This is a genomic window from Candidatus Cryosericum odellii (genome assembly GCF_003570935.1).
Taxonomy (GTDB): domain Bacteria; phylum Caldisericota; class Caldisericia; order Cryosericales; family Cryosericaceae; genus Cryosericum; species Cryosericum odellii.
Genome location: NZ_QXIU01000006.1, coordinates 1 through 7,079, shown reverse-complemented (window position 1 = coordinate 7,079; position 7,079 = coordinate 1). Strand labels below are relative to the sequence as shown.

The 7,079-nt window shown below is 56.6% G+C and carries 4 protein-coding genes; 3 read left to right on the top strand and 1 reads right to left on the bottom strand.

The window, feature by feature from the left end; translation table 11 throughout:
- A partial coding sequence (locus tag SMC5_RS00225; RefSeq protein ID WP_133299125.1) for an ROK family transcriptional regulator occupies nt 1–1,127 on the bottom strand: 1,127 nt, incomplete at its 3' end.
- 227 nt (nt 1,128–1,354) lie between these two features.
- On the opposite strand from SMC5_RS00225, the gene pheS reads away from it, so the two are divergent.
- The 3 genes from pheS to SMC5_RS00210 form a co-directional block, all read left to right on the top strand.
- Nucleotides 1,355–2,359 carry a phenylalanine--tRNA ligase subunit alpha gene (gene pheS, locus SMC5_RS00220; protein ID WP_119119118.1) on the top strand — a complete coding sequence of 335 codons (1,005 nt, stop codon included), beginning with the start codon at nt 1,355–1,357 and terminating at the stop codon, nt 2,357–2,359.
- Between the two features lie 9 nt (nt 2,360–2,368).
- Nucleotides 2,369–4,798: a phenylalanine--tRNA ligase subunit beta gene (gene pheT, locus SMC5_RS00215; protein WP_119119117.1), complete on the top strand. Its 2,430-nt coding sequence runs from the start codon at nt 2,369–2,371 to the stop codon at nt 4,796–4,798.
- Between the two features lie 65 nt (nt 4,799–4,863).
- Nucleotides 4,864–7,079, top strand: a 2,216-nt coding sequence (locus SMC5_RS00210) for an endonuclease MutS2 (protein ID WP_119119116.1), incomplete at its 3' end; no start/stop codon positions are given.

Below are 7,079 nucleotides of genomic sequence, written 5' to 3'. Positions count from 1 at the left end.
TTTTCAGACAAGGAGGACAGCGTAATAGAGACCTGATCGGCGACGTGGTAGAAGCAACGTTCGGCGATGATGCGTTTCATGGGCTCCAGAATTGGGGCGCCCAGAGCCGCCACCTGGCCCGTAACGATGATACGCTGAGGAGCAAGGAGGTTCACCAGATTGACCATGGTATATCCAATGAGCTCGCCCTTCTCTTTCAGAACCCCCAGCACCTTGGCGTCTCCCTCGGCAGCCAGTTGCTGAAGCTCCGCAAACGACAGCTGCCGACCTACTTGAGCGGAAGCGTCTTCGAGAATGCCGCGCAGTCCGGCATATAATTCGACACACCCCCGATTTCCACAGTCACACCATTTTCCGTGGCGGCGGTCGACCGACGTATGGCCGATTTCGCCCGAGACTCCGAAGTTGCCCGTATACAAGCGCCCCTCGGCAATGATACCGGCGCCGATACCGTAGCCAAGATGCACCAGCACAAAATCAGAGGTATCACGACCTTGACCAAAGAATTTCTCGGCAACGGCTTCAGCGTTCGCATCATTGATAACGAATGTTGGAAAACCGAAGCGCGTCTGCAGCAACTGCCGGACCTGAAGGTTGCGGATAGATGGAAAGTTCGGAACACTGATGACGACGCCCGCTTCAGAGTTGATGAGACCGGGCGCGGAGAAGCCCACCCCGATAACCTTCACGCCCCGGTGACGGTTCAGCAGTTCCTGCACGGTCTCCAGCACTCTCTCGAACTCCGTCTTGATAGAGCCCCTGGGATCGATGGTCCGCTCCGTATGGTCAAGAATACCACCACCCAGGTCCATGAGCGCAGTTCGGACGTGCGCCCATGAGAAATCGATGGCCACAATGTAGCGCGACCTCCCGTTGAAGTGCAGCACGACGGGTTTGCGGCCTACTCCCATACTCGCTCCCGGCGATTCGGTGACGATACCCTGTTCGACAAGAAAAGAGACGATACGTGAGACCGTCGGAGCGGTCAGCCCTGTAAGTCGGACCAGATCCGCCCGCGAAATGTCGTTTGTCCCATGAACGGTCCGGAGGATACTGGAGGTATTCTCGGCCTTGATACTGGTCTGGTTCTTGCCAATGTGTTTGCTTGCCCTGGGCTTTGTGGTCATGACATCTCCTCGTTGCAGCAATGTGCGCGGACTTCTACTAAGAATAAGTATAGCAGCAATCACATGAGAGTCGTATCGGCGCCAGCCAGCCCTTCTTCAACTGACGCAACGCCCCCGCGCTTGTCTCCAAGCGACTCGTGTGAACTGCACACACGCTTGTAAACAGGGCGAATCAACGTACACTTCATATGATAATCGATTGATTGACACTGAACGAGGAGCAGCACATGCCAAGCACGATAGACGAAATCCGTACAGCCTTGGAGACGCGGTTGAATGTCGCTCGCGATGCTCAGGATATTCGAAATGCACAGATCGAGTACTTGGGGAAAAAAGGCACTGTCACGGCGTTGCTCAAACAGATTTCGGGTGTGGCGGAGGACCAGCGCAGGCAGTTCGGTGAGCAAGTCAATGCACTCAAACAATGGGCAGCGCAAGCGATTGAGCAGAGACTCTCCAATCTGTCTTCCACGGCACGCAGGTATGACATCGATTTTTCTCTGCCGGGGCAGCTCATGCCTGCCGGCAAGAAGCATATCCTCACGCAAGTCGAGGAGGAGGTCGAGTCCGTTTTCCTTTCCATGGGATTCGATATAGAAGAGGGACCGGAGATCGAGGAGGAATACTACAATTTCGAGGCGCTCAACATCCCCGCGGACCACCCAGCACGCGACATGCAGGACACGTTCTACCTGGCGCCCGGCATGCTTCTGCGTACACATACCTCGCCTATTCAGGTCCGGACGATGAAACGCGAGAATCCACCCATACGGATGATTGCTACCGGCAGATGCTATCGCCGCGACGCAGTGGATGCAAGCCACACTCCCGTGTTCACGCAGGTCGAAGGTCTCGTCATCGACAAGGGCATCACCTTCGCAGATCTGAAGGGAGTACTTCAGGAATTCGTGAGAGGAGTATTCGGCTCATCCATCAACGTCAAGCTCCTTCCTTCCTTCTTCCCATTTGTCGAGCCGGGCGCCGAGACCGCAATCTCCTGCCCCATCTGCGGCGGCAAGGGCTGTCCAACCTGCAAGAACTCCGGATGGATCGAGATGGGCGGCTCGGGCATGGTCCACCAGAACGTCCTGCGGGAGGTCGGATACGATACCAGCATCTACCAGGGATTTGCGTTTGGATGGGGTATCGAGCGGATAGCCATGATCAAATACGGCATTCGTGACATTCGCATGTTCTACGACAACGACCTGGATTTCCTGGGTCAGTTCTGAGGTGGCTGGATGAGAGTCAAGCTTTCTGCGCTGCACGCCGCGATTGATTTTGACTACACCTCCGAGGAACTGGTCACAAAACTGGGCGACGTCGGCATTGAAATCGAATCGACGGAGAGCACCGCTGCCACGTTCAAAGACGTCTTCGTTGCACGGGTCATACATACTGCACTCCACCCGACACACCACAGACTTCAGCTCGTAGACCTCGACCTCGGTTCGCGCGGAACGACCAGCGTATGCACAGCCGCCACCAACGTCCGCGAGGGCGACATCATCCCAGTAGTGATTCCAGGTGGCAGGACTGCCGACGGCATGGACATTGCAACGCGCATGTTCGGCACCGTAGAATCGTTCGGTATGCTGTGCTCCTGGAAGGAACTGGGGCTCGATAGTGACCTCCTGTCCTCCGAAGAGAAGGAAGGGATTCTGCATCTGGGGTCGGGAGCAATTCCCGGCAGTCCCTTCGAGGAAGCGTGGCCCGTAGGAGACACGGCCTTGGAGGTAAGTGTCACGCCCGACCGGGGCGACGCTCTGTCGGTTCTCGGATTGGCTCGGTGGATCGAAGTCCTCAGGGCGAGAGAGGCGAATCAGCCGTTTGACATGGGTGACATCAAGCTTCCGCTGCCCTCAGCCCTTCCGCACGCCCGAAACGACGGTGACCTAGCTGTAACCGTCGAAAACCCGTCCCTGTGCAGTTCCTACATCGGAGTCCTGGTACAGGACGTCGTATCCGGCCGGTCGAGTCACGCTTTCCGGACTCAGCTTTACCAGTTGTGCGTCCGCCCTGTCAGCAGGATTGTCGATATGACCAATCTCTGTCTGAAACAATATGGACAGCCGACTCATGCGTTTGACTATGATCGCCTTCAGGAGCATCGTATCATTGTGCGGACGTCTCTGCCCAGCGAGACCATTGTCACGCTGGATGGCGTGTTGCGCTCTCTGGAACCAGGCACGCTCATCATCGCAGATGCTGCCGTTCCAGTGGCCGTCGCCGGCGTCATGGGCGGACTGACATCCAGTGTCACGGCTGCGACAACGCGCATCGTCTTCGAGATCGCACACTTCGATCCGAGAGCAGTTGCACGTGCGAGCAGACACCTCGGCATCAAGACAGACGCAGCTTACCTCTACGAGCGTGGTACCGATCCGGGGCTCACTGTCAGCGCCGTCCCTTCGGTTCTGTCGGCACTCGTCCGCGAGCAGTGTCTTGGTTCTTACGTCTCGCGTGTCGCTTCTGCTGGAATTCCTGTTCCTGCGAAGCCACCGCTGATTCTTGATCTGGGTCGGATGAATGGCTACCTCGGTTCCAACCTCGATGCTGCAGACATGCAACGCCTGTTCGGCTATGAAGGAATCGTGTCGTCGGTCAAGGGAACGACCTTATCGGTGACACCGCCATCGTTCCGTGGCGACCTGACATCCTGGCCGGAATATGTCGAAGAGATCGTCAGAATGGAAGGCTATGACGAGTTTCCCTCACACGCACCGAACCTTGCTCTGCGCCGCGGTTCAGAGTCTCCCCTCAAGGCGCTCTGTAAGCGACTGCGCCAGATTCTCGTCGGCATTGGACTCGTCGAATCACGCACTGTCAGTTTTGTGCGGGAGAGCACAGTAACCGCGATGGGCTTGCCTTCGGCACCGCTCCTGCTCAACCCGCTCACGGTAGACTGGGATGCTCTGCGCCCCACAATGGCTGTCGGTCTTGCAGGAGCCGCGGTGCGGAACCTGTCGCGAGGCCGTGAGGGATTCGCCTCGTTCGAGATTGGCAAAACATTCAGCGTTCGTGATCAGTCCTTCGATGAGGAGACGAGGCTTGGGATTCTTCTTGCAGGCAAGTGGCAAGATGCAAACTGGACGACGCCCGCCGCCAGCACCAGTATCTTTGTGCTGAAGGGCATCGCCGAGTCAATTCTTCGCGATCTGCATGTTCCCTGTAACGCCGTGCCATCGGATAGTGCAATCTTGGAGACTGGTGCAAGCGTCCTAATTTCCTCGGAAACCACGGCACTGGGCACACTCGGCATTCTCAGGCACGACGTCGGTGCTCTCCTGGGCCTGGAACGAGACACGTTCTACGCTGAGTTTTCCGTCGATGCCCTGTTGAAGAGCATCCCATCCATCAGTTTCAAGGAGTTTTCCAGGTTCCCGTCGATCCGGCGTGACATCGCTGTCCTGGTGGACAGTAGCATGACGGCCGGCCAATTACAAGCGATCATCACTGAAAATGGAGGCCCCCTACTCAAGACAATTGTCGTGTTTGATAGTTTCCAGGGGGGCAGTCTGCCGACAGGCAAGAAGAGCGTGGGTTTCTCGATGGACTTTGCCTCACCCGACCGAACACTGTTGGGCGATGAGGTCGACGTCCTTGTCAGCTCCGTCGAGGCCGCCCTCGCAACTCGTGTAGGGGGCATACTACGAAGAACCCGGGTATAGAGGCTCAGCAGGCGATTCGCGCATACACGTACGGTAAGGTCGGCTTCGACCGTATCCAGGAGGCCTTGGCCTCCCAGGCCGAGTCGGCGCTGGGTGCCGAGGAATCACGTGCACTCGCTCCGCTCGACAGTATTGATGCCATCAGGGCAGCTCAGACCGAGACCGATGAAGCGTCTTCATATCTGGAGCGATTCGGCGATCTGACCCTCAGCAATCTCCTTGACGTGAGGGCCGAGCTGGACAAAGCCAAGGTCCGTCTACAGCTCGCTGGGCAGGAAGTGTGGAAGGTTTGCGTCGTCCTGAACGAGCTGTCACGCGTGCGAAAGGCGTTCGTGACGATCAAGGACCTTTATCCCTCACTGTTCAGTATCTCCCAGGACGTCAAGCCGTTTTCGTCTCTTGCACAAGAGATAGAACGATGCGTTAATCAGGATGGAGATATCCTCGACGACGCATCGATCAACATCGCCGCTATCCGTCGTGAGAAAATCGAGCTGCAGAAGACCATCAACAAGGTGCTCCAGGATATTCTCGGGAGCGAAACCTATGGCCGTGCCGTTCAAGACCGCATCGTAACGATGCGAAACGACAGGTACGTGATCCCGGTGAAACGAGAGTTCAAAGATGCAATTCAGTCGGTTGTCCACGACCAGTCCGACAGCGGCATGACCCTGTTTGTCGAGCCCACACGGGTGATCGACCTCAACAACCGGCTGCAGATCCTGCAGTCCGACGAAAAGAAAGAGATATCGCGCATCCTGCTCTACCTGACAGACCTCATCGCAAAAGCCGCTCCAGATGTCGAGAAATCGCTGAACGTGGCAGGCCATCTCGACTTTAGTCTGGCCAAAGGACGTCTGGCTCGATCGTGGAACGGCGTCAAACCGTCGGTAAGCCCCAACCTGGAAACCAATCTGCGCAACGTCCGCAACCCATTTGTTACAGACTGCGTCCCAATCACTTTTTCCATTGGCAAGGACTATTTCATGGTGGTCATCACCGGCCCGAACACGGGAGGCAAGACCGTTGCCCTGAAGACCCTTGGCCTTACAGTCCTCATCAGCAAAGCAGGTCTCTTCATCCCCGCTTCCGAGGGATGCACTGTTGGTCTTTATGACGAGGTTTTTGTCGACATCGGCGACGAACAGAGTATCGAACAGAGTCTGTCGACGTTCTCGGCACATATGTCGAACATCGTCCGCGTCCTCGGGCAGGCGACCCGATACTCACTTGTCCTGCTGGATGAACTCGGCGTCGGTACGGATCCCGAAGAGGGCTCCGCCATCGCAACCGGTATCGTGGACTTCCTGTACCAGAAGCGAGTCACGACGGTCATCACCACGCACTACAGCAGCCTGAAACTCCTTGCGTACCGCTACGACCAGATACGAAACGCATCCGTCGGATTCGACGTCGAAACGCTTCGGCCGACCTACGAACTCATCCTTGGCTCCCCGGGCGAAAGCCATGCGTTCACTATCTGTGAGAGACTGGGACTCCCCGAAGCAGTACTTGCGCTCGCCCACGATGAACTCAGTAACGAGCACAAGACAACCACCGAATTGATGAGCCGCATCGTAACTGATTCCCAAGAGATCAGTCATACCAAGGATAGCCTGAACGTGAACCAGCAGGAACTGGAGAAGCTGCGGGACGATTACGAGGGAAAACTGGCTTTGCTTGAAGCAAACGAGAAACAGGAGCTCAAAGCAGCCCATGCTGAGGCTCAACGCATCGTCGACGAAGTCAGCAAGCGCATGGATGATCTGATGAGGCAATATCAGGACAGCCTCAAGAACCAGCCACAGGCAGCCCGCGATGCCAAGCGGGAGGTCGAAGTGACACGCGACGAGCTTGTCCAGAAAGCGGAGCCGTATGAAGAGAAGCCTCCATTCACGCCCGTCGAAGAAATCCTTCCGGGTGATCTGGTCATCATTACCTCGGTCAACAAACAGGCCATTGTCATCGATGTCTTGAAGGAAAAGCGCAAGCTTGTTCTCCAGTCGGGTTCCATGCGCACGACGGTGCCTGAAGCGCAAGTGCGCAAGCTGACCGAACCCGAGCTCAACTCCTATCAGAACCGCGCCATGCAATACAGTGGAGCGCGTGAACCGACGCTGCCGTTCGTTCCCATGAAAATCGACCTGCATGGGAGCCGTGTCGACGAGGCGCTCGAGAAACTCGACAAGTACATCGACGTGGCTTACCTCTCAGGCCTTTCATTCGTTTACATCTGTCACGGCAAGGGTGCGGGCATCCTGCGAAAGCAGATCCATGAATT

Bases quoted from the DNA above. Each gene is read 5' to 3' on its own strand.
- pheS (WP_119119118.1), top strand. From the start codon at position 1,355: ATGCCAAGCACGATAGACGAAATCCGTACAGCCTTGGAGACGCGGTTG.
- pheT (WP_119119117.1), top strand. From the start codon at position 2,369: ATGAGAGTCAAGCTTTCTGCGCTGCACGCCGCGATTGATTTTGACTAC.